The following is a 23,059-nucleotide window of genomic DNA, read 5'->3' as shown; positions in this document are numbered from 1 at the left end:
AGCGCTTCAGACCGCGCCGAGATCGATGCCGGCCGCGGCAGGGGCCGCATAGGCGACCTCACGCCAGGTGCCGCCGTCGCGCTCGAACGACGTGACGCTCGACAGCGCGCAGCGCCGGCTCCGCGGGTCGTGCCGGAGCCGGTGGCCCGCGATCGCCAGGTGCGCGATCCAGATCGGCGCCTGGTGCGAGACGAACACGACGTCGCCGCCTCCGGCCGCATCCCACGCCTCGTCCATCGCGGCCCGCATCCGCCCCGCGATCGACGCGTACGGCTCGCCCCAGCTCGGCAGCGACGGGCGACGCAGATGCCGCCAGTTCCACGGGTTCATCAGCGCACGGCGCATCCGGGTGCCCTCGAACACGTTCGTCGGCTCGATGATCCGCTCGTCCAGCCGCGGAGTCAGGTCGAACACCGCGGTGAACGGCTCGGCCGACTCCTGGGTGCGCTCGAGCGGCGAGCAGCGCAGCGCGGAGACCGGACGGCCGAGGCCGGCGACGTGATCCGCCGCCGCCTGGGCCATCACCCGCCCGGCCTCGCTGAGGTGATAGCCGGGCAGCCGTCCGTACAGGATGTGATCGGGGTTGTGGACCTCGCCGTGCCGGACGAGGTGAAGGCGTTCCGCGGGCATCCGGGTCAGACGCGGCGGTACTGGGCCGAGCCGAAGCCCAGGATGAAGTACCCGATGATCGAGAACAGCCACAGCAGGAAGAACGAGAACGCCCCGCCCTTGCCGAAGTTCCTGCCGAGGCGGATCGCCACGACGATGTTGAAGATGACGTTGACGATCGGGATGAGGTAGAGCAGCGCGAACCAGCCGGACATCCCGGCGATCTTCACCAGGAAGACGATGTTCACGATGGGGATGATCGCGAGGATCCCCGCGTAGCCGGCCTTCGTGAAGATCCGCCACATCGCGATCGCGAAGAGGACGTAGAAGATCAGGCCGAGGATCCCCCCGGTGCCGGAGAAGACCGCCCCCCAGACGTTGTTGACGGTGTCGGTCGCGTTCGCGGCAGGGACGAGAGCGAGTGCGGATGCAAGGGTCACGGGACACGCCTTTCTCGATGCGCCGGCGGGTTCGCCTGCTGCCGCGAGTCTAGTGAGAGGGCCCTCTCCGGAGAGGCATTCGCGGGCCCCCGTAGAATAGCCGGGTTGTCCCTCTCCCCGATCAGGAGGATCCTCCGTGCTTCGCACCCACACGGCCGGCGCTCTGCGCGCCGAGCACATCGGTCAGACCGTCACCCTCGCCGGGTGGGTCGATCGCCGTCGTGACCACGGAGGAGTGGCCTTCATCGATCTGCGCGACGCCTCGGGCATCGCCCAGGTCGTGATCCGGGACGAGGAGATCGCGCACCCGCTGCGCAGCGAGTTCGTGCTGCAGGTCACCGGCGAGGTCTCCCGCCGCCCCGCCGGCAACGAGAACCCGAACCTGCCCTCGGGCGAGATCGAGATCGTCGCGCAGGACGTCGTCGTGCTCAACGAATCCGCGCCGCTCCCGTTCCCGGTGTCGTCGGGGCTCGCCGAGACCGACCCGGTCGGCGAGGACGTGCGCTTCAAGCACCGCTACCTCGACCTGCGCCGCCCGGCCGCCGCGTCCGCGCTGCAGCTGCGCTCGAAGGTCTACAAGGCGCTGCGCGACGTGCTGCACGAGCGCGAGTTCGTCGAGGTGGAGACCCCGACCCTCACCCGCTCCACGCCGGAGGGCGCCCGCGACTTCGTCGTACCCGCGCGCCTGCACCCGGGCAGCTGGTACGCCCTGCCGCAGAGCCCGCAGCTGTTCAAGCAGCTGCTCATGGTCGGCGGCGTGGAGAAGTACTTCCAGATCGCGCGGTGCTACCGCGACGAGGACTTCCGCGCCGACCGCCAGCCGGAGTTCACCCAGCTCGACATCGAGATGAGCTTCGTGGACCAGGAGGACGTCATCGAGATGATGGAGGACGTCGTCCGGGCGATGTGGGCCACGATCGGCGTCGAGGTGCAGACCCCGCTGCCGCGGATGACCTACGCCGACGCGATGGCGAAGTACGGCTCCGACAAGCCCGACCTGCGCTTCGGCCTCGAGCTCGTCGAGGCGAAGGACTACTTCTCCGAGACCACGTTCCGCGTGTTCCAGGCCGACTACGTCGGCGCGGTCGTCATGCCCGGCGGCGCCTCGCAGCCCCGCAAGACGCTCGACGCGTGGCAGGACTGGGCCAAGCAGCGCGGCGCCCGCGGCCTCGCCTACGTCCTCTTCAACGAGGACGGCACGCTCGGCGGCCCCGTCGCGAAGAACCTCAGCGAGACCGAGCAGGCGGGCCTCGCCGCGCTCGTGGGCGCCGCCCCCGGCGACTGCGCGTTCTTCGCCGCCGGATCCGCGAAGGAGTCCCGCGCGCTGCTCGGGGCCGCGCGCGTCGAGATCGGCCGCCGTCTGGGCCTGCTCGACCCCGACGTGTTCGCCTTCACCTGGGTTCTCGACGCGCCCATGTTCGAGCCGGCCGCCGACGCGGTCGCCTCGGGCGACGTCGCCGTCGGCGCGGGCGCCTGGACCGCGGTGCACCACGCCTTCACCGGGCCGAAGCCGGAGTTCGAGGACACCTTCGACACGGATCCCGGTTCCGCCCTCTCCTACGCGTACGACATCGTCTGCAACGGCTCCGAGCTCGGCGGCGGATCCATCCGCATCCACCGCGAGGACATCCAGAAGCGCGTCCTCGCCGTCATGGGCATCAGCGAGGAGCAGGCCGCCAGCCAGTTCGGCTTCCTGCTCGACGCGTTCAAGTTCGGCGCTCCCCCGCACGGCGGCATCGCGCTCGGCATGGACCGCGTGCTCCAGCACCTGACCAAGACCGAGTCGATCCGCGAGGTCATCGCCTTCCCGAAGACCGGCAACGGCTTCGACCCGCTCACCGCCGCGCCCGCTCCGATCACCGCGGAGCAGCGCAAGGAGGCCGGGGTGGACGCCGTCGCGAAGCCCGTCGAGGCACCCGAGCCCGTGCAGGCCTGATCCCCCTCTCCGCCTCCGATCGCCACGATCGGAGATGTACGCTTCGCTCGGACGGATTCCGTGATTCCGTCCGAGCGAAGTGCTCTTCTCCGCGCGAAGCGCACGCACGAAGACGGCGCGGGCGCGTGACAGGATCGGAGCATGCTCGCCGATCTCGTCCTGCCCGTTCCCCTCGAGACCCGGATCGGCGCCGTCACGCTGCGCCGCGCGCGATCCGGCGACGCCGCGGCGATCATCGCGCTGCTCGCGGATGACCCGGTCAGCGCGTCCCGCGGAGACGTGGCCGCCGAGGCGGATCTGCCGGCCTACACGGCCGGCCTGGAGTCGGTGCTCGCGGACGCGTCGAACGACCTGCTCGTCGCCGAGCACGACGGGCGGATCGTCGGCACGTTCCAGCTCACCCGGATCCCCGGGATGTCGCGCCGCGGCGCCACCCGGCTCCTCGTCGAGGCGGTGCGGGTGCGCTCGGATCTGCGCTCGGCGGGGATCGGATCAGCGCTCATGCGCTGGACGACGGACGTCGCGGCCCCCGCGCTCGGCACGTCGATGGTGCAGCTCACCTCGGACGCCCGGCGCGTCGACGCCCACCGCTTCTACGAGCGGCTCGGCTTCGTCGGCTCGCACCGCGGCTTCAAGTTCCGCGTGCCCCGGGACTGACCCGCGACGGCCCTCGCACGACGACCGGGAGAGGGTTTTCAGTCCTCGTCGGGGTCGGAGAGGTCCTCCACGGCCACGGGAGTGGCGCCGGCGAACATCACGCCGATCCCGTAGTCCCCGGCGATCGCGAGGCTGGTCTCGGCGAAGCGCATCATCCAGGTGCCGTCCTGCCAGATGACGGCCTCGGGCGCACCGAACGGCGCCTCCTCCGCGCCCAGCCGCGCGCGGTCCTCCGCCGACAGAGCACCCGTCGACCGCGTGCCGGCGGGCCCGGCGAGCTCCTCGACGAGGAAGCGGATGCCGGCTTCGCTGAGCGCCGCGAAGTCGGCGATCACGCCGCGCGCGGCCTCGAGCGCCTCGGTCGTGGGCTCCTCGGCGGGCTCGGCGACGATGCTCACCGTCCAGCCGCCGTCGCCACCGTCGATCCCGGCCGTCCAGCAGGCGATCTCGTCCGGCGCCTCGATCCGGGTCAGCACGACGCCGTCGATGTCGATCGAATCGGGAAGGGAGCTCATGCTCCGATCCAACCAGCCCGCGACCCGCCACGGCGGCAGCGACGCGTCAATGGGAGGGCGGGCCGAGCCCGAGGCGCGGGAACAGCGCCTCGAAGCCGACCAGCAGGCCGCCGGGGAGGGCGCCCACGTGGTCCTCCCCCGGGATGGAGAAGAACCGGGTGTCGAAGCCCGCGTCCTTGGCGATCTGCCGGGAGAGCTGCGCCTGCGCGGAGAACTCCGCGTCGTCGGCGCCCGCCGCGAAGATCGCCAGGTGCCCGGTGAACTGCCCCGCGTGCTTCTCGGCCCTGGCCGCCGGCTTCGCCGCCTCGTAGGCCGCCTGGTCCCCGTCGAAGACTTGCTGCAGCATCTCGTCCGGGAACTCGGTGCCCTGATACGACTCCCCGGACAGGCTGACCACGTTCCCCCACAGCCCGGGGTGCCCCAGAGCCCAGTCCAGCGCGCAGCCCCCGCCGTTCGAGAACCCCGCGATCGTCCACTGCGACGGATCCGCGGCGACGTGCAGGTGCTCCCGCGCCCAGGCCGGGATGTCCTTCGTGAAGTACGTCTCGACCCCGCCGAACGTCCCGGAGTCGACGCACGCCGGGTTGTTCGACGGATCGCCGAGCTGGTCGGCGACGATCACGATCGGGGCGAGCCCGTCGTGCTGGGCGGCGAGCTCGTCCATCGCGGTGCTGATCGGCTCCGGATCCGGATCCCCGGGCTGCCCCATCATGAACACCACGAGCGGGAGATCCGGCGGATCCGTCACGAGAGCGGCGGGCGGCAGGTACAGCGAGGCGTCACGCGGCTCGAACCCGGCGGAGGAGGGGATCCGATCGTCCCCGGCGAGCAGCGTGACCTCGCCGTGGGCGGGCATGCCGGCCGGCGCATGCCAGGAGTCGTAGAGCGGGTTGTCGGGCAGGATCGCGGCAGCCTGCTCCGGCCCGTCCGCACGCGGCGCCGCCGCGAAGCCGGCCAGCCCGATGAGGAGCAGCCCGACCACCCCGCCGACCAGGATCCGGGCGCTCGACGACCGAGAAGGCATGGTCACCCCCGCTCCCTGCGCACCTGAGCCCCCATGCTAACCGCCCTGTCCGGCGCGCGGCCTGGACCCGCAGCAGACGCAGAAGTCGCTCAGCCGGCGAGGGAGCGGACCAGCGCCATGTACTCCGACGGGGAGGCGTTCGGAAGGTAGGCCCTCCCGATCGCGAGACCGACCGACGGCAGCTGCCCGGTGTCGCGGTAGAACAGGTACATCGGCCGGTAGTCGGGGTTGAACTTGCCCTTGTAGCGCAGCAACGAGGCGAACCCGTAGGCGGGCTCGAGCACCCGGCTCAGCCAGCCGAGCAGCAGCTTGATCGAGTCCGGCTCCGCGTCGTCGTCGTTGCTGTCCGCGGTCTGCGCGAGCGGCGCCCCGGACAGGCTCATCACCTGCAGCCCCTGATCCTTCATGTGCAGGGCGGCGGAGGCGATCGCGAACTCCATCACGCCGGGCATCGCGCCGTCCGCGCGGCGCATGAAGTCGAGGGTGCGGCCGATCAGCACGCCGTCGCGCCACACCGGCATCCAGCTGGTGACCGCCTGCAGCTCGCCCGCGGGGCCGACGGCGAGCAGGATCGCGACGTCCGGATCCTTCAGCTCCTCGAGGCCGCCGAGGGTGAACCGCATCTCGGGCAGCGCCTTCTCCGCGATCCACTGCTCGCTCAGGGCGTCGAGCTGGGCGAGCAGGCCCGCGGGGAGCTTCTCCCACGTCGTCCACAGCGTGGTGAGCCCGTCGCGCTGACCCCGGTTGTACGGCTGGCGGACCTTGGTCCACACCTTGCCGGTGAGCTCGAAGCGGTCCAGTGGGACGACCGTCTCCTCGGCGACGGAGATGCGCCGCCAGCCGAGGCTGCGGAACGTCGGAACGAACTCCTCGTGCGTGCTGTAGAACACCGGTGTCCAGGCCTTGGTGTCGCAGAAGTCCAGGAAGCCGCGGATCGTCGCGCCGGCGTCCTCGGGCGCGCACACCGGGTCGCCGACCGCGATCGCGATGCCGGAGACGACGCGGTAGGCGACCGCGCCGCGGCCGTCCCGGGTGAACCAGTGCTCGTTGCCCTCCCAGGTGCCCATGAACCCGAGCGTGCCGCCGTCGGTCGCGCGCAGCTGCGCCCGGAAGCGGTCGACCTCGTCGGCGGTCTCCACGGAGCGCCCGCGCAGCAGGCCGAGCATCGCCGCGCCGAAGATCATCCAGTACAGGCCGCCGACGTCGCGGTGCAGGGCGCGGGGCAGGCCGACCAGGGTCGTGCGGGATCCGGGGTGCCCGATCGCGGTGGGCAGGAAGCGGCGCAGCGTGTCGCCGAACGTGCCCCAGAAGCCGGCGGGCGTGGCGTTCAGCACGAGAGCCATGTCCGCGGCGACGAGCACGATGAATGCGGCCGCGATGATGAGCACGAACCGCCGCACCGCCCTGCGCGAGGCGCGCACGGCGAATCGGCGATGCGTGATGGCGAGGAGCATGCACATCCCGACCGGGATCAGGATCGCGAGGATCGAGAACCCGGGGAACTGCCGGTCGATCGTCGCGACGTCGGACGGGTGGTTGAGCTCGCGCACGGCCACGGAGATGCCGGTCAGGGCCGCCATCACGGCGTTCACGCCCATCGCGAGCAGCCAGGCCGCCCTCCGGCCGGAGCGGAGGCCCCACGCGGCGACCAGGCTGAGCACGAGCGGCACGAGGCTCATCAGCACCACGCCGGTCCCGGTGGCGAGCGCGGCCGACAGATCGGTCACGCAGTGCGCGGTCGCCGCCTTCGAGCAGCGCGCGATGATGCCGGAGATGTCGACGCCGCGCAGACCCGCCACCACCGGGGCCAGCGGCCCCGTGCCCACGCCGGTCACCAGCACGATCAGCGGGCCGAGCCCGGTGACGGCGACCATCGCCGCGACCAGGGTGCGGGTCTCGCCGTAAGAACTGCGGTGCCAGGCGGCCTTGGCACGGCCGTTCGTCAGGATCACCCCGAGCACGAGGCCGACCAGCGCGGCGATGAGCCGGTACACGCTGTCGGAGTCGCCGCCGTACAGCGTGAACGTGAGCAGGAGCGAGAAGCCGATCAGGCGGATCCGCCGGCGGTACAGCGCAGGGGCGTAGGCACTGCCCGCCATCACCGCCCCGACGACCCCGATCGACGGATCGAAGATCTGGCCGCGTGCGTCCACGCGCGCCCAGATCTGCCCCCACGACCACGCCAGGGTCTGGATCCCCACGCCGAACAGCACGCCCAGCACGCCGGACACGACGAACGAGAACACGGTGCGCAGGGCCCCCATCAGCCGCTCCGCGTAGGCGAGCAGCGTGAGCGCGAGCAGGACCGAGATGAGCAGCTCGGTCCACGAGTCGGGCAGCAGCAGCGCGGTGAGCGGCGTCCACCACTGGCGGTCCCGGCTGAGCGTCAGCGGGCTCGCGCCGAGCCCCTCGGGACGCTGGCCCCAGAGCGTGCCGAAGCCGAGCCCGGCCACGATGAACAGGACCGCGAGTCCGACCGCGAACGGATGGCGTCGCAGGTACTCCGCGACGCGCGAGACCACGGCAGTCGTGGTCGTCCGAACCAGGGTCATTCCGCCGCCAATCCCCACCGCGGATAGAGTACCGAGAACGCCTCGGTGAGCCCCCCGGCAAGACCGATCCCGGTGTGGGTCGCGTTCGGCACGAGGTAGAACGTCGTGTGGAAACCCGCCGCCTCGAAGAGCCCCGCCGTCTGCTTGTTGAGCGGGCCGTACTTGTTGTCCAGGGCGCCGGCGGAGAGCACCGCGTAGTGGTCGGAGTATGCGCCGGGGTGCGCCGTCAGGATCGCCTCGGGCTTGTTCGCATCGTACGCCGTGCGGTCACCGCCGTACACGACACCCAGCACCGAGGCCGGGTCCGCATATCCCGCCCAGGGCTCGCCGGAGGCCGTCGCGACGTTGCCCCAGATCTGCGGATACCGCGCCGCGTACATGAACGCGCAGGCGCCGCCGTTCGAGTAGCCGGCGATCGTCCAGTCCTTCGCATCCGGCAGCACGCGCAGGTGCGCGCGGATGTAGTTCGGGACGTCGACGTTGAGATACGTCTCCACGCCGCCGTACTTCTTCGAGTCGACGCAGCCCGGATTCTGCAGCTGGGCGCCGAGCTGGTCGGCGACGATCACGATCGGGCCGAGCCCGTGGTGCTTCGCCGTCATGGCGTTCAGGGCGGTCTGCACGGCGCTCGGGTTCGGTGCGCCGGGCAGGCCCATCATCAGGACCATCACCGGAAGCGCGGGCGGATCCTTCACGAGCGCGGCCGGCGGCAGGTAGATGCTCGCGTCCCGCGGCGTGAAGCCCCCCGAGGACGGGATCCGCTCCGCTCCGATGAGGGCGCGCACCTCACCCTTGGCGGGCATGTCGGCCGGAGCCTTCCACGTCTCGTAGAGCGGCCTGGTGGGCAGCGGGCCGCCCGTGGGCCTGGGGAGGTTCCCGACGCCGGGCAGCGTGTTGATGCCGAGGATCTCGCCCGGCGTGCGGGTGAGGCCGAAGGCCGTGTTGATGCCGATCGTCATGACCAGCAGCGAGGAGATGACCGCGACCACAGCGACGACCTTGCGCCACCACCGGGAGCCCCACAGGCTCACGATCGCCAGCCCGAGCAGGCCGATCCCGGCCATCACCCAGGGCTGGACCCCCTGCGGCATCGGAACGCCGAAGACGTTCGCGGCGTTGACGTAGGAGACCAGGAGGTAGCCGGCGGCGACCCCCGCGACGATGCCGATCGCGGCACGGATCACCCACGTCTTCTTGAGCGGCCGGATCAGGAGTGCGAGCGCGCTGGCGAGTGCGACGCCCCAGATGATCAGCGGCACCGGGCCGGAGACCAGGTTGAGCGTCAGCAACCAGTGCAGCATGGGGTCCTCTCCCGCCTACGGATAGAGGCGACCACCCATCGTAGTCGGTGTGCGTTGGACGAAAACGATGAGCGGCCCAGGCGGCGGCTTGGAGGATCCTATGACATTCGCCGCCGCACGACGAAAAGCGCGGATCGGAGCCGGAAGGCCCCGATCCGCGCCCGGCGTGGCTCCCGTCAGAGCACGCGCGCGAGGAAGTCCTTCGTGCGCTGATGCTGCGGGTTGGCGAGCACCTCGCGGGGGTCGCCCTCCTCGAGGATGTGCCCGCCGTCCATGAAGATCAGGCGCGAGCCGACCTCCCGGGCGAAGCCCATCTCGTGCGTCACGACCATCATCGTCATGCCCTCGTCGGCGAGCGTGCGCATGACCTGCAGCACCTCGCCAACGAGCTCGGGGTCGAGCGCCGAGGTCGGCTCGTCGAAGAGCATCATGTCGGGGTTCATGCACAGCGCCCGCGCGATCGCGACGCGCTGCTGCTGCCCGCCGGAGAGGTGGCTCGGGTAGGCGTCGGCCTTGTGGCCCATGCCCACGCGCTCCAGCATCTCCTTGGCGATCTTCGCCGCCTCCGCCTTGCCGCGCTTCTTCACCTGGCGCTGCGCGATGGTGAGGTTGCCGAGCACGGTCATGTGCGGGAAGAGGTTGAAGCTCTGGAACACCATGCCGATCCGGGTGCGCACCCGGTCGATGTCGGTGTCCGGATCGGTGATGTCGATCCCCTCGATGACGACTTTGCCGCCGGTCGGCTCCTCCAGCAGGTTCACCGAGCGCAGCAGCGTCGACTTCCCGGATCCGGAGGGGCCGATCACGCAGACGACCTCGCCGGCGCGCACGGTCAGGTCGATGCCCTTGAGCACCTCGTTGTCGCCGTAGTGCTTGACCAGCCCCTGGATGTCGATCGCCGGGGCGTGGGTCTGAATCAGGTCGGTGATCATCGTTCCCTCGCCATCCGGCGCTCGAGCCATGCGACGAACCGCGTGAGCGGGATCGTCACGATCAGGTACAGGATCGCCGCGACCACGAGCGGCGTGGAGTTCGCGTTCTGCGTGGCGGCGTCGCGGGCGAACATCGTCAGGTCCTTCGACCAGACGAAGGCGCCGGCGATGAACAGCAGCGAGGTGTCCTTGAGCAGCAGCACGAACTCGTTCGTGAGCGGCGGGATCACGATACGGAAGCCCTGCGGGATCACGATGAAGATCATCGTCTTGATCGAGGACATGCCCAGCGACCGGGCCGCCTCGGTCTGCCCCTTCGGCACGGCCTGCAGGCCGGCCCGGATCGTCTCCGCCATGTAGGCGGAGGCGACCAGGATGAGGCCGATGAGACCGGCGCCGACGGGACCGCCGGGCAGCCGCCAGCCGAGGCCGATCGGGATCATGAACGCCATCGCGAAGATGGTGAGCAGCGCCGGCAGGCCCCGGAACAGCTCGACCCACGCCGTGGCGAACCACTTGAACGGGCCGACCGAGGAGAGCTTCATCAGGGCGAGCGCGATGCCGAGCAGGAGGCCGCCGGTGAAGGCGATCAGCGTGAACAGCAGCGTGTTGCGCAGACCCGTGGTGATGATGTCGGGCCACATCTTCGCGACCAGCTCGAGATCCAGGAACTGCCTCGTGATGCGAGGCCAGTTCGTGGCGAAGATGAGCGCGAGGATCGCCGCGACGAAGAGGGCGTAGATGGAGAACCGGTAGATGCGTCCCCGGGTCCGTTTGCGAAGTGCCATGTCAGTGCGTCAGAGCCCGCGTCACTTCGCGGTGAAGTACTTGTCGTACAGCTTCTTGTAGTCGCCGCTGTCCTTGAGCGCCTTCAGCTGCGCGTCGACGTCCTTGCGCAGCGCGTCCTTCTCGCCCTTCGCGAAGGCGAAGCCGTAGGACTCGTTGGTGTTGTAGGTCTCGACGATCTTGTACTTGCTGTCGGCCTTCTCGTGCACGAGGTTGACCGGCTGGTCCTGCAGGATCGCGTCGATCTGGCCGGCCTGCATCGCCGGCCACAGCTCGCCGTCCGAGGGGTACTGCACGAGGTTCGCGCCCTTGGCGTGCTGCTTCGCGTAGTTCTCGCCGGTGGTGCCCTGCTGCACGCCGACGTTCTTGCCGGACAGGCCGTTGATGTCCTTGATGCCGGAGTCGGTCTTCACCAGCAGCGACTGCAGCGAGTCGTAGTACGGGTCGGAGAAGTCGATGTTCTTCTTGCGCGCGTCGGTGATGGTCATGGCCGACGCGCCCATGTCGCACTGGCCGGCGACGAGCGCGGTGCCCGACTGCAGCGAGTCGAAGTTGGTGACCTGGATCGAGATCTTCAGGTCGAGCTTCTTCGCGATCGCGGTGACCAGGTCGACGTCGAAGCCGGAGAAGCCCGAGGGGCTGCTCTTGTCCTCCTGCTCGAACGGCGGGTAGGGCACATCCGAGCACACCGTGAGCGTGCCGGCGTTGATCAGGCCGTAGTCCTTGGCGGAGGAGCCGGAGCCCGATCCCGAGCCGCTCCCGCCGGAGCAGCCGGCGAGGGCGAGGGTTGCGGTCGCCGCGAGGGCGATACCGTAGGCGATCTTCGAGCGACGTTCCATGGACGACTCCTGTGTCGTGGACGCTGTGTCCGTGTGCGGGTTGCGGACCATCTAAACACGGGCCAGTTACCGCGACGTGACGGGTGGGGCTCCCGGCAGATCTCGGTTCGGTATCGGCGCCCCTCCTCCCGCGGAATCCCGGGCCTCACGGCCCGACGGCACCGATCCGAACGTCTGAGATACAAGACAAGGGTTTGCGGAACGCCCCGATCCGTCGTTCGGGGCCGTCCGATCAGACCTCGAAGTCGACCGCGGAGCGGCCGCCGACGACGGAGCGCACGTACGCCACGACCTCCTGGTGCGCCGGGTGCACCTGGTAGGCGTCGAGGCCCTCGGCGTCGTCGAAGTCGGCGACGAGCGTGACGTCCCAGTTGCCGTCGATCGCGAGCGAGTTCACCCCGGTGGACAGGGAGCGGATGGACGGGACGACGCCGACCAGCGCCTGCAGCCGCGATGCGACGCCCGCCGCATGCTCGGCGCGCTCCTTCGGGTCCTCCGCCGCCATCTTCCAGGTCACCACGTGCCGCAGGGCCATCCCGCGCTCCTTCCGCCGCATGCGCGGCTCCTCGATACGCCGCCTTCGCGGCAGGGTCGTTCTGCGCCGCTTCGGCGGCAGGGTCCTACGGCGCGGCCTTCGCCGCGAGCGCCTCGCGCAGGCGGTCCGGCGAGATCCGCCAGTGCCCGTGCAGCTCGTCGTCGATGAGCAGCACCGGGATCTTCTCCCAGTACTTCTCGTACAGGTCGGGGTCGTCGAGGATCGACAGCTCGGTGATCTCGATGTCCTCCGCGAGCGCGTCCGGCAGCTCGGCGACGACCGCGTCGACGACGTCGGAGGCCACCGCGCAGAGATGGCAGTCCGGCTTGCCGATCAGCGTCAGCGAGATCACGCGGGGATCTCGACCTCGCGGCCCTCCGCGATCCATTCCGCGGTGCCTCCCTCGACGTTCGTGACGTCGTAGCCGCGCGCCTCGAGGGCCTCGACGACGCGCGCCGACCGGCCGCCGAGCTGGCAGATCACGTCGAAGGCGCCGTCCGGGAGTTCGTGCAGGAGGTCGCCGATCTCGGACATCGGCAGGTTCACCGCGCCGGGCACGTGCCCCGCGGCGAACTCTTCGCGCTCGCGCACGTCGATGAGGGGCGTCTCGGAGCGTTCGGCGAGCTGGGCGACGGTGATCGACTTCATGGCTTCGATTCTTCCAGACGGCCGGAGCGCCAGCCGCGAGAAACCACTTTCCGCACGAGACCCACGTTCTGCGGGCATGTCTCATGCTGGATCTGGTTTCTCGCGGAGCCTGAGGCGCCGCAGGGCCGCCGAGGGGGCGCCACGCCGGATGCACGAAGCGCCCCGGCGATCGGAACGATCGGGGGCGCTCAGTGGCTTTGCTCGCTTGCGCGGTCGCTTACTTCTTGTTGCGACGCTGGTGGCGAGTCTTGCGAAGCAGCTTGCGGTGCTTCTTCTTCGCCATGCGCTTGCGGCGCTTCTTGATGACAGAACCCACGGAAACCTCACTAAGTCAGGGGCTGGGCGCCGATACAGGACGGCGACCGGGATCGGGCACGGAAAAATGCCTCGGATCAGTCTAGCGTACGCGGCCGGTTCGGCTGACTCGTGCTCTCCGCGGCGCTCAGCCGGCGTCGGCGATCGGCTTCTGCAGCGCGGCCGTGACCGCCGATTCCGGGACGCGATAGCTGCGCCCGAACCGGATCGCGGGGAGCTCCCCGGAGTGCACCAGCCGGTACACGGTCATCTTGGACACGCGCATGATCGCCGCCACTTCGGCGACCGTCAGGAACTTCACGTCCGGAAGCTGCTCGGGCATCCCCACTTACCCCCTCTCCCGCACGCGCACCGTGCGCCGCGGGTTGCGACAACTGTAGGGGCTGGCTGGGATGCGTGTAAACCCGTGTGATCGGTGTGACGAATGGGATCTGTCAGGCCCCGAGGCGCTTGAGCGCGGTCGAGACTCGATCAGCCGTCGGGCAGCAGCGGCCGGATGTGCGCATGCGCTCGCATCTCATCGGCGACGGCCTGAACGGTCTTGAACCGGCCGAGAGTGCAGGTGAGCGAGATGGCCCTCTCCTGATCACCGTTGCGCTCGCGGATCTCGATCGTCCGGATCCGACCGACGAACAGGATGAATCTGCTGCCGATGCCTGTGAAAGCGGTGGTGGCCGAATCGAGTCTGATCCCGGTGACCTCGTGAACGTCGAACGAGTAGGTCCGGATCCAGTTCCTGCAGACGATGAGGCCGTCGGCGAGAAAGACCCCGAGAAACCACGGACGGATCGCGAAATAGGCTGCTGCGCACACCGCGCCGAACGCGAGCCCCAGCAACAGCGGAAGGCCGACGGTGTCATCGACAAATGATCCGTCGACGACGATCCGCGCACCACCGAATCCGGCGACCGCGGAATATGCCGCCAACAGGAGGAGTCCCACCGCCCAGATTCCGCCGCCCACGCGTGCACCACGCGCTGATCCGCGAAGGAATCGCATGTCGTTCCTCGCGTCCACGAAAGGTGGTCGCTGCGTCCCGATCTCTCCGGTCACCGAACGATGCTCAGGCCCCGAGGCGCTTGAGCGCGGTCTGCACGACGTGCTTCGCGCTCGCCGCCGCGCGGCCGACGACCTCGGCCGCGTGCGCGGCGCCGTCGGGCAGCGGCGGAACCACGCCGGCGAGGCCGGGGATGTCGGGGGCGGAGTCGCCGTAGGCGTCGGCGAGGAACGGGACGAGCCAGTCGTCCACGACCTCGAGGGGCGCGGGCTCGATGCTGTAGAAACGGCGCTGGCCGTCCTCGCGGACCGTGACCAGCTCGGCCTCGCGGAGCACCTTGAGGTGCTTGGACACGGTGGGCTGGCTGATCCCGAGCTCGCTGACGATCTGGGTCACGCTGGTGCCCGCATCCCCGTCCGCGGACCGCTGGCGCAGGAGCTGAAGGATGTCCCGCCTCGTGCCGTCCGCGATCACGTCGAAGATGTCGGTCATGCCTTCACAGTAGCCGCGCCGGGGGCGGAGTACCATGACGAGCGCCCTGCGAGCGGAGGATCGGAGGACCCTGGACATGCCGCGCACCCACGCCGCGCGATCCTTCGCCGAGATCGTCCGACGCACGATCCGCGTCGGCAGGACGATCACCACCTCGTCGCCCTCACGGTTCGCGATCGTCGTGTTCTCGGCCCTGATCCTGATCACGACGGCACTGCTCTCACTGCCGGTCGCGAGCGCCGATCACCGCGTCACCCCGCTCGCCGATGCGCTGTTCACGGCGATGTCGACGATCTGCGTGACGGGCCTCGCCACCGTCGACATGGCCACGCACTGGTCCGGCTTCGGGCGCGCGGTGATCTTCGCCGGCGTGAACATCGGCGGCCTCGGCGTGCTCACGCTCGCGAGCATCATGGGTCTCGTCATCTCCAAGCGGCTCGGCCTGCGCGCGAAACTGATCGCGGCCGGCGACACGAACCCGATGCGCGCGCACGGCGGCCCGGTGAACGAGAGCCAGACCGTGCGGCTCGGCGAGGTCGGCTCGCTGCTGCGCACGGTCGCGATCTCGGCGTTCGCGATCGAGGCCGGGATCATGGTGCTGCTTCTCCCGGCGTTCCTGCTGGACGGCATGGATCCGCTCACCGCACTCTGGGAGGCGCCGTTCTACGCGGCGATGGCGTTCACGAACACCGGCTTCACGCCGAACCCCGGCGGCCTCGCCCCGTACGCGAGCAACTACTACGTACTCACGGTGCTCATGCTCGGGGTGTTCCTCGGCAGCCTCGGCTTCCCCGTGATCTACACGCTCGCGCGGCACCGCTGGCACCTGCGGCGGTGGTCGCTGCACGCGAAGCTGACGATGATCACCACGCTCCTGCTGTTCGTCGCCGGTGCGGCCGTGTTCCTCCTGCTCGAGTTCGACAACCCGAAGACCTTCGGATCCATGGACGCCGCAGACACCACGTTCCAGGCGTTCTTCCTGTCCGGGCAGACCCGCTCCGGCGGGTTCAGCGTGATCGACGTCGGATCCATGAACGGCTCCTCGCTGCTGGTCGGATCCATGCTCATGTTCGTCGGCGGCGGATCCGCGTCGACCGCCGGCGGCATCAAGGTGACCACGCTCGCGGTGCTCGCCCTCGCCGTGATCAGCGAGGCGAAGGGCCGCCCGGCCGTGCAGGCCTTCGGACGGCGGATCCCCTCCGACGTGCAGCGCGTCGCGCTCAGCGTCGTCGCCTGGGGCGCCACGGTGGTCGCGGTCGCCACGATCGCGATCTGCCAGATCACCAAGTACGACGCGGTCGACGTGCTCTTCGACGTGGTCTCGGCGTTCGGCACTGTCGGCCTGTCCACCGGCGTCACCGAGCGGCTGCCGGATCCCGCGACCTACGTGCTCGCGGCGACCATCTTCATGGGGCGCGTTGGTACAGTGACCCTGGCCGCCGCGGTGGCCGCGACCTCCCGCACGCAGCTGTACTCGCTGCCCGTCGAAAGGCCGATCGTTGGTTGAAGTCCTGCGCAGCGACGCCCCGGTGCTGGTGATCGGACTCGGCCGTTTCGGCGCCGCGTGCGCCGGCGAGCTGGACCGCCTCGACCGCGAGGTGCTCGCCGTCGACGACAGCATGGATCTCGTGCAGAAGTGGTCGGAGCGGGTCACCCACGCCGTCCAGGCCGACGCCCGCAACATCGACGCGCTGCGGCAGGTCGGCGCGCAGGACTTCCAGGTCGCCGTGGTCGCGGTCGGATCCCTCATCGAGGCGTCGGTGCTCATCACCGCGAACCTCGTCGACCTCAAGGTGCCGCAGATCTGGGCGAAGGCGGTCTCGCAGTCGCACGGCAAGATCCTCGCCCGCGTCGGCGCGAACCACGTCATCTACCCCGAGCGGGAGGCCGGCGAGCGCGTCGCCCACCTCGTCTCCGGCCGCATGCTCGACTTCATCCGCTTCGACGACGACTTCGCGCTCGCGAAGATGTACCCGCCGAAGTTCATCCGCGGGGTGCCCCTGAACCAGTCCGGGGTGCGCAGCAGGTACAACGTGACCGTGGTCGGCGTGAAGAGCCCGGGCAAGCCGTTCCACTACGCCGAGGCCGAGACGGTCGTCACCAACCACGACCTCATCATCGTGTCGGGCACGAACAGCGACATCGAACGGTTCGCGACGCTGGACCGCTGAGGGGGCTCAGACCCCCGCGGCGAGCTCGCGGGCGCGGGCGAGCGCGGCGTCGGTGGCGCGGGCGAACAGCCCGTCCAGCTCGGCGCCCTGCAGCACGGCGATCGCACGTTCGGTGGTGCCCTTGGGGCTCGTCACGCGGCGGCGGAGCTCGGCCGGGTCCTCGCCCGACGCCTCGAGCAGCCGGGTCGCGCCGATGAAGGTCTGCTCGGCCATCAGCCGCGCCTCGGCCTCGGCGAAGCCCTTGCCGATCGCGGCCTTCGTGAACTCCTCGATCAGCAGGAAGACGTAGGCCGGGCCGGATCCGGAGATCGTGGAGAGCGGATCGATCTGCTCCTCCGGGACGTCGATGACGGATCCGACGGTCTCGAACAGGCGGCGGACGAGGGCGCGCTCCTCGTCGGTCACGCCGGCGCCCGCCGCAAGGCCGGTCACGGCCCGACCGACCGTGGCCGGGGTGTTCGGCATCGACCGGAGCACGCTGACGCCCTCTCCGAGGTTCGCCGCGAACGTGGCCAGGGTGACACCGGCGGCGATGCTGACGACGATCGCGTCGTCGCGCAGCTGCGGGGCGATCTCGACGAGCAGGTCGGGCACCATCGCGGGCTTCACGCCGACGACGACGATGCGGGATCCGGCCGCGATCGCGTTGCCGTCCGGCTGCTCCTCGAGCGCGATCGAGCGCACGCCGGGCAGGCCGGCAAGCTCGGCCGCCTTCGCCGCGGTGCGGTTGGTGGCGGTGATGCCGCCGTCGACGGGGATGCCGCTGGCGACGAGGCCCTGCAGGATCGCCCCTCCCATCGAACCGGCACCGATGAACGCGACAGAGGGAAGGGCATCGACCATGCCGCCATCCTACGATCCGCCGCCCGTGCGGCACCGGGGAACGCCCCGACTCATGCCCCGGGAGCGGAGGACCGGCGACATAGACTCAGGGCATGAGTGCAACCGGTGGCGGCAAGGCGATCGTGGCGGCGTTCCTGGCGAATCTGGGCATCGCGCTCGCGAAGCTCATCGCCTGGCTGCTCTCCGGATCCGCGTCGATGCTCGCCGAGGCGATCCACTCGGTCGCCGACTCCGGCAACCAGCTGCTGCTCATGCTCGGCGGTCGCAGGTCCCGGCGCCGCGCCGACCGCGAACACCCGTTCGGCTACGGCCGCGAGCGGTTCGTGTCGGCGTTCGTCGTCTCGATCATCCTGTTCACGGTCGGCGGCCTGTTCGCCGTGTACGAGGGCGTGCAGAAGCTGATCCACCCGCACGCGCTGGACAAGACGTGGTGGTGGCTGCCGATCGCCGTGCTCGTGGTCTCGATCGTGCTCGAGTCGTTCTCGCTGCGCACCGCGATCCAGGAGAGCAACCAGGTCAAGCGGAAGGACCAGTCCTGGGTGTCGTTCATCCGGCGAGCGAAGGCGCCGGAGCTCCCGATCGTGCTCCTGGAGGACACCGGCGCCCTCACCGGCCTCGTCTTCGCCCTGCTGGGCGTCGGCCTCACGGTGATCACCGGCAACCCGGTGTTCGACGCGCTCGGCACCCTCATGATCGGCCTCCTGCTCGTGCTCATCGCGATCGTGCTGGGCGTCGAGACGAAGAGCCTGCTCGTCGGCGAGGGCGCGAGCGACGCCGACTTCGACCGGATCGTGGATGCGATCTGCGACGGCCCCGAGGTGGAGAAGCTCATCCACATCAAGACCCTCTACCTCGGCCCGGACGAGCTCATGGTCGCCGCGAAGATCGCGCTTCCCTCGGACAAGACCGTGCGCGCCGCCGCCGACGACATCGACGAGATCGAGAAGCGGATCCGCGCCGCCGTGCCGATCGCCCGGATCATCTACCTCGAGCCCGACATCTACCGTCCGGCGCAGGATCCGTCCCCGTCGACCGACGCGTTCGTCTTGCGCGCCTCCGACTGACGGCCCGATGGTCGACCCGCTCGCCGAAGCGCTCGCTGACCCCACGCTGTCGGACGAGGCGCGGCAGAAGCTGCGCAACGTGCAGGGCGTGCTGCGCGCGGATCCGCAGGCGCGGCTGCTGTCGCTGTTCTTCGAGGGCGAGGAGCCCCGGGCGTCGGTCGCGTTCGGCGACTTCGACGCCGCGGACGTGATCGCCGTCGTGCTGCACGGGATCGACACCGATCTGGACGACTTCCCGAGCTGGGCCGCGGTGGCCCGCCGTCTGTGCGCCGACACGATCCGTGCGGCGGCCCTGCACGGCGGATCGCCGCGCATCGCGACGGTCGCGTGGTTCGGGTACGACTCGGGCACGCACCTGTCGGCGCTCGCGACCAAGCACGCGACGGTCGGGGCGGCGCGGCTCGCCGGCGACCTCGTCCGGATGCGGCACCGCCACCCGCGGGCGCGGATCGCACTGCTGGCCTATTCGTACTCGTCGACCCTGTTCGGCGAGCTCGTGCTGATGGAGGGAGCGGGTCCCGTGTCCGTGGCGTTCTCGATCGCCTCGGCGGGGATGACGCACATGGCCGCGGACGCCGTGGCCGAGGGCATCGCCGACGGATCCTTCGCCTTCTACGTCACGGAGTCGAGCACCGACACGACCGCGCCGCTCGGGAGGCTCGGACCGCACCCCGTCGACCCGCGCGACATCGCCGGCGCGATCCTGTACGGCTCGGACGGCGGCCCGGTGCCCGGCCTCGACTCCCCCGGCAAGGCGACCGAGGGGCACGCCTCGCGCAGCGGCGTGGACGAGCACGGCGTGCTGCACCGCGGCTACTTCGACCCGCAGGCGCAGGCGTACCTGTTCGCGGTCGAGCACCTCGCCGGACTGGCGGTGCAGCCCGCGCCGCACGGTCGCTAGACCGGGCGGCGCGGCTCAGCGCCGCGCGGCGAAGAACGCCCGCAGCTGGGCGACGGCCTCCGCCTCGCGGACCCCGCCGACCACCTCGGCCCGGTACGGCAGGCGGCGGTCGCGCAGCACGTCGTAGAGGGATCCGGCGGCGCCCGCCTTGTCGTCCCACGCGCCGAACACCACGCGGCCGATCCGCGACTGCAGGATGGCGCCCGCGCACATCACGCAGGGCTCCATCGTGACGACGAGCGTGCAGCCCTCGAGGTTCCAGGATCCGGCCGCAGCCGCGGCCCGGCGCAGCGCGACGACCTCGGCGTGGCCGGTCGGATCCGCGGTCTCCTCGCGGTTGTTGCGCCCCTCGCCGACGATGAGGCCATCGGCGTCGAGGACGACGGCCCCGACCGGGATCTCCGAGGCTTCGGAGGCCTCCGCGGCGAGCACGAGCGCGCGCTGCATCGCGGCGTCGTCTGCGGGGGTTGCTGCGGGGTGCACGTGTCCTGCCTTTCGCTGGTCGAGCCTAGCCGCCGTGCGCGTGGGTAGCATTCGAGAAGAGGGGTTGCGATGAACGCGCAGATGAACCCGGGAGCGGCAGCGGAGCGCTCCCCCGTGCTGCCCTGGCCGGTCGCGTGCTGGACCGCCGTGCTGCTGCTCATCGGAATCGTGCAGATCGTGCGCGCGCAGTGGTTCGACACGGCGGTGTTCTTCGGCGCGGCGGCGCTCGTCGTGGCGATCCGGTGGCTGCCTCCGCGCGCCGCGCGCCGCGTGCCGCTGCGGGCGGTCGCCGCCGGGGCCGTCGCCGCAGGAGTCGTCGTCAGCCTGCTGCCACGGCACAGTGGCGGCATGGACTCCGCGGTCGTCGCGATCGGCGTCGCCGCGGTCGCCCTCGCGTGGCCCGGAACCTCCGCCGGCCCCCGGCCGTGGACGGCGGGACTGCGCCGGCTGGGCGCGGTCTGGGCCGCGCTGGTGATCGCCGGCTGCGTGTGGGAGCTCGTGCAGTTCATCGTCAGCGTGATCCATCCGGCCGATCCGTCGTACGCGCTCAGCAACCTGCTCGACCCGCTGCTCGACGGCGCCCCAGGCAGGATCGGGTTCGTCGCGGTGTGGCTGGCGGGCGGGATGTTCCTGCTGCGAGGGGGTGGCCGGCGATGACGTTCGTCAGCATCGGCTTCTTCGCCCTGTGCGCGGCCGTGCTCATGGTGATGAGCCGGCGGCTCGAGTTGCGGCATCCGGACGCCACGGTGACCGAGCTGTTCGACCGTCTGCTCGACGACCCCGCCGTGCGGATCGCGGTGGTGGTGATCTGGTGGTGGCTGGGCTGGCACTTCCTCGCCGGCGCGACGCTGTGACGGACCGATCCGGCGCACTAGCCTGTACCTATGCGTGTGCACGTCGCCGACCACCCCCTCGTCACCCACAAGCTGTCGGTGCTGCGCGACGCGCGCACCCCGTCGCCGGTGTTCCGCCAGCTCACCGAGGAGCTCGTGACGCTGCTCGCCTACGAGGCGACGCGCAACGTGCGGGTCACCCCGATCGAGATCACCACCCCGGTGACGACGACGATGGGCGTGAAGATCTCCGAACCGCGTCCGATCGTCGTCCCGATCCTGCGCGCCGGCCTCGGCATGCTCGAGGGCCTCGTGAAGCTGCTGCCCACGGCAGAGGTCGGATTCCTCGGCATGGTGCGCGACGAGGAGACCTTCGAGCCGACCACCTACGCCGAGCGGCTGCCCGCCGACCTCGCCGGGCGCCAGTGCTTCGCGATCGACCCGATGCTCGCGACCGGCGGATCCCTCGCCGCCGCGATCCAGTTCCTCTTCGACCGCGGCGCGGACGACGTGACCGCGATCTGCCTGCTCGGCACCCCCGAGGGCGTCGCGACGATCGAGAAGCTCGTCGGCGACCGCAACGTCACCCTCGTGCTGGGCGCCCTCGACGAGCGCCTGAACGAGAAGGGCTACATCGTGCCCGGCCTCGGCGACGCCGGCGACCGCCTGTACGGCACGGTCTGAGCTCGGGTCATCCGGGTCGGCCCGGAGCCGGCCCGGCCCACGCTCGCGCTGTCATTTCCTGAAGACGCGGTCGATTCCTGAGACCGGATCCGCTCGCGCTGCTCTTTCCTGGATCCGCTGCGGACAACTGCGCTGTGATGTCTCAGGACTTCGGTGACGGTTCTGTATCAGGACATCGGTGACAGTTGGTGTCTCAGGACATCGGTGACAGTGGGCGTCTTCTGGGGGCCGATCCTCGGGGTCTGCCGTTGCCGACGTAGCGGGTGCCGGGTTGTGGCCAGGGGTGTTCGATGATGAGGGTGCCGCGCTCGTCGAAGATCATGATCAGGGCGGGGTTCCAGATCGCGTGGACTTGAGTGCCGGCGAACTCGTTCCCGAGTTGGAATGTGGTGCCGCGGATGCTGATGTCGCCGTGCGTGCGGACGATCCGGACGGCATCTCCAGTCGCCCCGGGATGGGTGGCAGCGTCAGGGTCTGGCTCTGGCGCGGGAGCTTTCGGTGTCGCGTCCCAGGCCTGTTGCGGGGTGCTCCGACCGGGAAGCGCCTGGTGCGGGCGCTCGGTGTTGTAGATCACGTCGAACCGGTCCACGAGATGTTGGAGTTCCTCGATCGTCCCGGCGAGGGGCTGCTTGTCCAACCATCGGAACAGGGTCTGGTGGAATCGCTCGTTCTTGCCCTGGGTCATGGGGTGCCCGGGCTTCCCGGTGATCGCGACGACGCCGAGCGTGCTCACGTAGGCGACGAGCTGACTGACGATGCCGCGGCGGTGCGGGTTCAATGCGGCACCGTTATCCGTGAGGAGCCGCTGCGGGACCCCATGCCGGGCGATCCCCTTCTCCATCACCGTGACCGCGCCCTTGCTCGTCTCCGCCCTCGCGACATGCGACGCGACCGCGAGACGAGCATGATCATCGGTGAGCTGGAAGATCACGCAGGTCCGTCCGCCCGCGAGGACGTACTCGGTCGCATCGAGTTGCCAGCACGCGTTCGGAGCGGGATACACGAACCGTCGGAACGCGGACCGCGGCTTCTTCTTTGGCTCCACCCGGGCGACGCCCGCTTCGCGGAAGATCCGTGCGAGTGAGGCGATCGACGGGGTCGTGAATCCCATCGATGTCATCTTGTCGTGCACGCTGATCGGCCCGTAGTCGAGCCCGGATCGCTCCAGCGCTGCCCGCACGTCCAGCGCGCTCCGCTTCACCTCCTCGCCGATCTTCGCCGGCGACGCGGACGGACGACGAGACTGCGGCTCCAGCACCGCCGCCGGGCCCTTCTCCCGCGCACGAGCGAGCAGCACATAGAACGTCTTCCGCGAGATCTCGTGCTCTCGACAAAACGACGTCACCGCCCCACGCGGAGCATCCGCAGGCCAACGAGAGATCGCGAGACGGACACGCGCATCAACAGGTTCATTCTTCGACACCGCTCAATCTGAGCCGAGAAGTGTCACCACCAAGACCCCCAGAACTGTCACCGATGTCCTGATACAGAACCGTCACCGA

Annotated in this window: 28 protein-coding genes; 9 read left to right on the top strand and 19 right to left on the bottom strand. The window is 70.1% G+C overall.

Going from position 1 to position 23,059, the window contains the following annotated elements:
* Positions 1–6: 6 nt before the first annotated feature.
* A complete protein-coding gene (locus RBR11_RS17195; protein ID WP_308490604.1) occupies positions 7–630 on the bottom strand; it encodes a histidine phosphatase family protein in 624 nt (207 codons plus the stop codon).
* 5 nt (positions 631–635) lie between these two features.
* Positions 636–1,049, bottom strand: coding sequence for a DUF5684 domain-containing protein (locus tag RBR11_RS17190; protein WP_308490603.1), 414 nt, complete (start codon positions 1,047–1,049; stop codon positions 636–638).
* 136 nt (positions 1,050–1,185) lie between these two features.
* Between RBR11_RS17190 and aspS the strand changes: the two genes are divergently transcribed.
* The gene (gene aspS, locus RBR11_RS17185; protein ID WP_308490602.1) at positions 1,186–2,985 is read left to right on the top strand and encodes an aspartate--tRNA ligase; all 1,800 of its coding nucleotides are present in this window, start codon (positions 1,186–1,188) and stop codon (positions 2,983–2,985) included.
* 141 nt (positions 2,986–3,126) lie between these two features.
* Positions 3,127–3,642, top strand: coding sequence for a GNAT family N-acetyltransferase (locus tag RBR11_RS17180; RefSeq protein WP_308490601.1), 516 nt, complete (start codon positions 3,127–3,129; stop codon positions 3,640–3,642).
* 38 nt (positions 3,643–3,680) lie between these two features.
* Here the strand turns inward: RBR11_RS17180 and RBR11_RS17175 are convergent, their stop codons facing one another.
* From RBR11_RS17175 to RBR11_RS17110, 14 genes are all read right to left on the bottom strand, one after another.
* Complete coding sequence (locus RBR11_RS17175; protein WP_308490600.1) at positions 3,681–4,157, bottom strand: hypothetical protein; 477 nt, start codon at positions 4,155–4,157, stop codon at positions 3,681–3,683.
* Between the two features lie 46 nt (positions 4,158–4,203).
* On the bottom strand, positions 4,204–5,181 hold the full coding sequence (locus RBR11_RS17170) for an alpha/beta hydrolase (RefSeq protein ID WP_308490662.1): 978 nt from the start codon (positions 5,179–5,181) through the stop codon (positions 4,204–4,206).
* Between the two features lie 89 nt (positions 5,182–5,270).
* Positions 5,271–7,733: a bifunctional lysylphosphatidylglycerol flippase/synthetase MprF gene (locus RBR11_RS17165; RefSeq protein ID WP_308490599.1), complete on the bottom strand. Its 2,463-nt coding sequence runs from the start codon at positions 7,731–7,733 to the stop codon at positions 5,271–5,273.
* Positions 7,730–9,034 (bottom strand): alpha/beta hydrolase, encoded by a 1,305-nt coding sequence (locus tag RBR11_RS17160; RefSeq protein WP_308490598.1) that lies wholly within the window; start codon positions 9,032–9,034, stop codon positions 7,730–7,732. The genes RBR11_RS17165 and RBR11_RS17160 overlap by 4 nt, the downstream gene beginning before the upstream one ends.
* Positions 9,035–9,210: 176 nt before the next feature.
* Positions 9,211–9,966, bottom strand: a complete 756-nt coding sequence (locus RBR11_RS17155; protein WP_308490597.1) for an amino acid ABC transporter ATP-binding protein — start codon at positions 9,964–9,966, stop codon at positions 9,211–9,213.
* The gene (locus tag RBR11_RS17150; RefSeq protein WP_308490596.1) at positions 9,963–10,754 is read right to left on the bottom strand and encodes an amino acid ABC transporter permease; all 792 of its coding nucleotides are present in this window, start codon (positions 10,752–10,754) and stop codon (positions 9,963–9,965) included. The genes RBR11_RS17155 and RBR11_RS17150 overlap by 4 nt, the downstream gene beginning before the upstream one ends.
* A gap of 21 nt (positions 10,755–10,775) precedes the next feature.
* Positions 10,776–11,591 carry a transporter substrate-binding domain-containing protein gene (locus RBR11_RS17145; RefSeq protein WP_308490595.1) on the bottom strand — a complete coding sequence of 272 codons (816 nt, stop codon included), beginning with the start codon at positions 11,589–11,591 and terminating at the stop codon, positions 10,776–10,778.
* Positions 11,592–11,823: 232 nt separating this feature from the next.
* Positions 11,824–12,126, bottom strand: a complete 303-nt coding sequence (locus tag RBR11_RS17140; protein ID WP_308490661.1) for a Dabb family protein — start codon at positions 12,124–12,126, stop codon at positions 11,824–11,826.
* An 85-nt stretch (positions 12,127–12,211) separates the two neighbouring features.
* Positions 12,212–12,478, bottom strand: coding sequence for a glutaredoxin family protein (locus RBR11_RS17135; protein WP_308490594.1), 267 nt, complete (start codon positions 12,476–12,478; stop codon positions 12,212–12,214).
* Positions 12,475–12,774 (bottom strand): rhodanese-like domain-containing protein, encoded by a 300-nt coding sequence (locus RBR11_RS17130; protein ID WP_308490593.1) that lies wholly within the window; start codon positions 12,772–12,774, stop codon positions 12,475–12,477. Before RBR11_RS17130 ends, RBR11_RS17135 begins: the two co-directional genes overlap by 4 nt.
* 217 nt (positions 12,775–12,991) lie before the next feature.
* Entirely contained in the window at positions 12,992–13,090 is a 99-nt protein-coding gene (locus RBR11_RS17125; protein WP_003792170.1) for a 30S ribosomal protein bS22, read from the bottom strand.
* Between the two features lie 126 nt (positions 13,091–13,216).
* Positions 13,217–13,411: a helix-turn-helix domain-containing protein gene (locus RBR11_RS17120; protein ID WP_308490592.1), complete on the bottom strand. Its 195-nt coding sequence runs from the start codon at positions 13,409–13,411 to the stop codon at positions 13,217–13,219.
* A gap of 149 nt (positions 13,412–13,560) precedes the next feature.
* Positions 13,561–14,142: a hypothetical protein gene (locus tag RBR11_RS17115; protein ID WP_308490591.1), complete on the bottom strand. Its 582-nt coding sequence runs from the start codon at positions 14,140–14,142 to the stop codon at positions 13,561–13,563.
* Between the two features lie 10 nt (positions 14,143–14,152).
* Positions 14,153–14,578, bottom strand: a complete 426-nt coding sequence (locus tag RBR11_RS17110) for an ArsR/SmtB family transcription factor (protein ID WP_308490590.1) — start codon at positions 14,576–14,578, stop codon at positions 14,153–14,155.
* A 76-nt stretch (positions 14,579–14,654) separates the two neighbouring features.
* On the opposite strand from RBR11_RS17110, the gene RBR11_RS17105 reads away from it, so the two are divergent.
* Both RBR11_RS17105 and RBR11_RS17100 read left to right on the top strand, forming a co-directional pair.
* Positions 14,655–16,085 (top strand): TrkH family potassium uptake protein, encoded by a 1,431-nt coding sequence (locus tag RBR11_RS17105; protein ID WP_308490589.1) that lies wholly within the window; start codon positions 14,655–14,657, stop codon positions 16,083–16,085.
* Entirely contained in the window at positions 16,078–16,749 is a 672-nt protein-coding gene (locus tag RBR11_RS17100) for a potassium channel family protein (RefSeq protein WP_308490588.1), read from the top strand. Before RBR11_RS17105 ends, RBR11_RS17100 begins: the two co-directional genes overlap by 8 nt.
* A 6-nt stretch (positions 16,750–16,755) precedes the next feature.
* Here the strand turns inward: RBR11_RS17100 and proC are convergent, their stop codons facing one another.
* Complete coding sequence (gene proC, locus RBR11_RS17095; RefSeq protein WP_308490587.1) at positions 16,756–17,592, bottom strand: pyrroline-5-carboxylate reductase; 837 nt, start codon at positions 17,590–17,592, stop codon at positions 16,756–16,758.
* Positions 17,593–17,684: 92 nt separating this feature from the next.
* Here proC and RBR11_RS17090 point away from each other — a divergent pair, with 92 nt between their 5' ends.
* Complete coding sequence (locus tag RBR11_RS17090; protein WP_308490586.1) at positions 17,685–18,656, top strand: cation diffusion facilitator family transporter; 972 nt, start codon at positions 17,685–17,687, stop codon at positions 18,654–18,656.
* Between the two features lie 7 nt (positions 18,657–18,663).
* The gene (locus RBR11_RS17085; RefSeq protein WP_308490585.1) at positions 18,664–19,557 is read left to right on the top strand and encodes an alpha/beta hydrolase; all 894 of its coding nucleotides are present in this window, start codon (positions 18,664–18,666) and stop codon (positions 19,555–19,557) included.
* 15 nt (positions 19,558–19,572) lie between these two features.
* Here the strand turns inward: RBR11_RS17085 and RBR11_RS17080 are convergent, their stop codons facing one another.
* Positions 19,573–20,004 (bottom strand): nucleoside deaminase, encoded by a 432-nt coding sequence (locus RBR11_RS17080; RefSeq protein ID WP_308490660.1) that lies wholly within the window; start codon positions 20,002–20,004, stop codon positions 19,573–19,575.
* A gap of 105 nt (positions 20,005–20,109) precedes the next feature.
* Between RBR11_RS17080 and RBR11_RS17075 the strand changes: the two genes are divergently transcribed.
* Genes RBR11_RS17075 through upp form a run of 3 tightly spaced genes read left to right on the top strand, consistent with a single transcriptional unit; the run spans position 20,110 to position 21,557 of the window.
* Positions 20,110–20,697: a hypothetical protein gene (locus RBR11_RS17075; RefSeq protein WP_308490584.1), complete on the top strand. Its 588-nt coding sequence runs from the start codon at positions 20,110–20,112 to the stop codon at positions 20,695–20,697.
* On the top strand, positions 20,694–20,894 hold the full coding sequence (locus RBR11_RS17070) for a DUF6186 family protein (RefSeq protein WP_308490583.1): 201 nt from the start codon (positions 20,694–20,696) through the stop codon (positions 20,892–20,894). Before RBR11_RS17075 ends, RBR11_RS17070 begins: the two co-directional genes overlap by 4 nt.
* Positions 20,895–20,924: 30 nt before the next feature.
* Complete coding sequence (gene upp / locus RBR11_RS17065; protein ID WP_308490582.1) at positions 20,925–21,557, top strand: uracil phosphoribosyltransferase; 633 nt, start codon at positions 20,925–20,927, stop codon at positions 21,555–21,557.
* A 193-nt stretch (positions 21,558–21,750) separates the two neighbouring features.
* Here the strand turns inward: upp and RBR11_RS17060 are convergent, their stop codons facing one another.
* Positions 21,751–22,980 (bottom strand): integrase core domain-containing protein, encoded by a 1,230-nt coding sequence (locus RBR11_RS17060; RefSeq protein ID WP_419956798.1) that lies wholly within the window; start codon positions 22,978–22,980, stop codon positions 21,751–21,753.
* Positions 22,981–23,059: the final 79 nt, after the last annotated feature.

The sequence above is a fragment of the Microbacterium capsulatum genome (assembly GCF_030865425.1).
Lineage (GTDB): Bacteria > Actinomycetota > Actinomycetes > Actinomycetales > Microbacteriaceae > Microbacterium > Microbacterium capsulatum.
This window is presented reverse-complemented; position numbering and strand designations above follow the sequence as displayed.

Excerpts from the sequence above, each read along its gene's own strand:
- RBR11_RS17150 (WP_308490596.1), bottom strand. The coding sequence starts at position 10,754 with ATGGCACTTCGCAAACGGACCCGGGGACGCATCTACCGGTTCTCCATC.
- RBR11_RS17170 (WP_308490662.1), bottom strand. The coding sequence starts at position 5,181 with ATGCCTTCTCGGTCGTCGAGCGCCCGGATCCTGGTCGGCGGGGTGGTC.
- RBR11_RS17085 (WP_308490585.1), top strand. The coding sequence starts at position 18,664 with ATGGTCGACCCGCTCGCCGAAGCGCTCGCTGACCCCACGCTGTCGGAC.
- RBR11_RS17105 (WP_308490589.1), top strand. The coding sequence starts at position 14,655 with ATGCCGCGCACCCACGCCGCGCGATCCTTCGCCGAGATCGTCCGACGC.
- RBR11_RS17180 (WP_308490601.1), top strand. The coding sequence starts at position 3,127 with ATGCTCGCCGATCTCGTCCTGCCCGTTCCCCTCGAGACCCGGATCGGC.
- RBR11_RS17090 (WP_308490586.1), top strand. The coding sequence starts at position 17,685 with ATGAGTGCAACCGGTGGCGGCAAGGCGATCGTGGCGGCGTTCCTGGCG.
- RBR11_RS17140 (WP_308490661.1), bottom strand. The coding sequence starts at position 12,126 with ATGGCCCTGCGGCACGTGGTGACCTGGAAGATGGCGGCGGAGGACCCG.
- RBR11_RS17080 (WP_308490660.1), bottom strand. The coding sequence starts at position 20,004 with ATGCAGCGCGCGCTCGTGCTCGCCGCGGAGGCCTCCGAAGCCTCGGAG.
- RBR11_RS17120 (WP_308490592.1), bottom strand. The coding sequence starts at position 13,411 with ATGCCCGAGCAGCTTCCGGACGTGAAGTTCCTGACGGTCGCCGAAGTG.
- RBR11_RS17145 (WP_308490595.1), bottom strand. The coding sequence starts at position 11,591 with ATGGAACGTCGCTCGAAGATCGCCTACGGTATCGCCCTCGCGGCGACC.
- RBR11_RS17070 (WP_308490583.1), top strand. The coding sequence starts at position 20,694 with ATGACGTTCGTCAGCATCGGCTTCTTCGCCCTGTGCGCGGCCGTGCTC.
- RBR11_RS17075 (WP_308490584.1), top strand. The coding sequence starts at position 20,110 with ATGAACGCGCAGATGAACCCGGGAGCGGCAGCGGAGCGCTCCCCCGTG.
- RBR11_RS17195 (WP_308490604.1), bottom strand. The coding sequence starts at position 630 with ATGCCCGCGGAACGCCTTCACCTCGTCCGGCACGGCGAGGTCCACAAC.
- RBR11_RS17155 (WP_308490597.1), bottom strand. The coding sequence starts at position 9,966 with ATGATCACCGACCTGATTCAGACCCACGCCCCGGCGATCGACATCCAG.
- RBR11_RS17160 (WP_308490598.1), bottom strand. The coding sequence starts at position 9,034 with ATGCTGCACTGGTTGCTGACGCTCAACCTGGTCTCCGGCCCGGTGCCG.
- RBR11_RS17130 (WP_308490593.1), bottom strand. The coding sequence starts at position 12,774 with ATGAAGTCGATCACCGTCGCCCAGCTCGCCGAACGCTCCGAGACGCCC.
- upp (WP_308490582.1), top strand. The coding sequence starts at position 20,925 with ATGCGTGTGCACGTCGCCGACCACCCCCTCGTCACCCACAAGCTGTCG.
- RBR11_RS17165 (WP_308490599.1), bottom strand. The coding sequence starts at position 7,733 with ATGACCCTGGTTCGGACGACCACGACTGCCGTGGTCTCGCGCGTCGCG.
- RBR11_RS17175 (WP_308490600.1), bottom strand. The coding sequence starts at position 4,157 with ATGAGCTCCCTTCCCGATTCGATCGACATCGACGGCGTCGTGCTGACC.
- RBR11_RS17110 (WP_308490590.1), bottom strand. The coding sequence starts at position 14,578 with ATGACCGACATCTTCGACGTGATCGCGGACGGCACGAGGCGGGACATC.
- proC (WP_308490587.1), bottom strand. The coding sequence starts at position 17,592 with ATGGTCGATGCCCTTCCCTCTGTCGCGTTCATCGGTGCCGGTTCGATG.